The organism is Chitinophaga sp. (assembly GCF_036566945.1).
In the GTDB taxonomy this organism is placed as follows: Bacteria; Bacteroidota; Bacteroidia; order Chitinophagales; family Chitinophagaceae; genus Chitinophaga.
In genome coordinates, this window is the sequence record NZ_DATCVJ010000837.1 from 1 (window position 1) to 1629 (window position 1629).

Consider the following 1629-nt stretch of genomic DNA (forward strand, 5'->3'; position numbering starts at 1 on the left):
TATCGATCCCGAAATAGAGACTCGCCAAGTAAATAACTTAAAGGACTTTAAGAAAAGCCGGGACTTGACTAGAGTAAATTCTGAGCTAAGTAAATTGCAAAAAAATGCAGAAAAAGAACAGGAGAATCTTATGCCTCATATCATCTCAGCAGTAAAAGCTCATGTTACACTGGGAGAAATAAGTGAAGTTTTTGTTGACATATTTGGAAGATACGAACCAAAATTCTCTTTTTAGAGGTGAAATGGAATAAGAGTTGATCATGTTGCAATAGCAGTGAACAACGTAGCCGAGGCGTTAAAGAACTATGAAAAGATCCTAAAAATTGATAAAGTTGACATTGAAGACGTTCCTACAGAAAGGGTCAAAGTAGCCATTTTGAAATTGCAAGATACTCGAATAGAATTGATGGAGCCCACTGCAGATGACAGTCCAATAAAAAAATTCTTGACGGATCGTGGAGAAGGAATACACCATATAGCCGTTACTGCAGATGATATTGAAAATGATGTTGAGAGAGCAATTGCCAACGGAACTCGAATGATTGGAAATATTAGAACCGGGTCGTATGGCAGGAAAATAACTTTCATACATCCAAAATCAATGAATGGGGTTTTAACGGAATTCTGTCAAGCACTACCTGAATGTAAAGACTAGAGCAAAGAATAGAGGAATGAGTAAACCAGAATTACACGCCCTTACTTGCTATAGTCTATACTCATTTGTCAACTGATTCAAGTCTACTTGCGAGTTATCAGTTATGAACAGCGGAGAGTGCTATACAAAATTATTATACAAGTCGCGATACAAATGTCTTTGTAAAGTCGTCAGTATGCATCTTGCCACCCATATCTATTGTTTTTATGTTCTCATTGAGGAGACTCATTAATGTTTTTTCTATTTTCCTTCCCAAGTCCATTAGGGATTCTTGATCATTATTCTTATTTTTATCAGCTAGCCATTCGAACATCATCTTAATTGATAAGAACATTGAAGATGGATTAGCAATATTCTTGGTTGCAATATCAAATGCTGCACCATGGACTGGTTCAAATATGGCGAATCTTTTTCCGATATTACCTGCAGGTGCCAATCCCAGACCGCCTACAACCTGTGCTGCCTCATCTGACAGGATGTCACCAAACAGATTTGTTGTCAGAATTACATCAAATTTTTCTGGATTTCTAATCAAATTCATAGCGCATGCATCAACATAAGATTCACTGAATTCGACATCAGGGTATTTTTTTGCAACATCCTTACTAATTCTGGAAAACATAGTATCTCCTAATCTCATAACGTTTGACTTGTGAACACAAACAACCTTTTTCTGCTCATTTTTGACACCTCTCCTTACTGCTTCTTCAAACGCGTACTCTGCAATTTTTCTCGACGCCTCTGCAGTTGTTAGTCGTATGCCTACCACTGCATCATCTCCTATCGGAAATTCCCAGCCCAGGTAAACATCTTCGGTATTTTCTCTGACAATCACTAGATCCACTGAGGGATAAAGAGATTTTACATTAGGGTATGATTTCGCGGGTCTTATGTTGGCATACAAGTCAAAATATCGCCTAAGAACAAGAATTACATCTGCTGCATGTTCCCCCACGGGTGCCTTCAAACAAACC

3 protein-coding genes are annotated in these 1629 nt (G+C 38.1%); 2 read left to right on the top strand and 1 reads right to left on the bottom strand.

Going from position 1 to position 1629, the window contains the following annotated elements:
• Window positions 1-235, top strand: a 235-nt coding sequence (locus VIP81_RS25290) for a methylmalonyl-CoA mutase family protein (protein ID WP_331967819.1), incomplete at its 5' end; no start/stop codon positions are given.
• 12 nt (window positions 236-247) lie between these two features.
• Window positions 248-655, top strand: a complete 408-nt coding sequence (gene mce, locus VIP81_RS25295) for a methylmalonyl-CoA epimerase (RefSeq protein ID WP_331967824.1) — start codon at window positions 248-250, stop codon at window positions 653-655.
• A gap of 133 nt (window positions 656-788) precedes the next feature.
• Here the strand turns inward: mce and VIP81_RS25300 are convergent.
• On the bottom strand, window positions 789-1629 hold an 841-nt coding region (locus tag VIP81_RS25300), incomplete at its 5' end, for an isocitrate/isopropylmalate dehydrogenase family protein (RefSeq protein WP_331967822.1).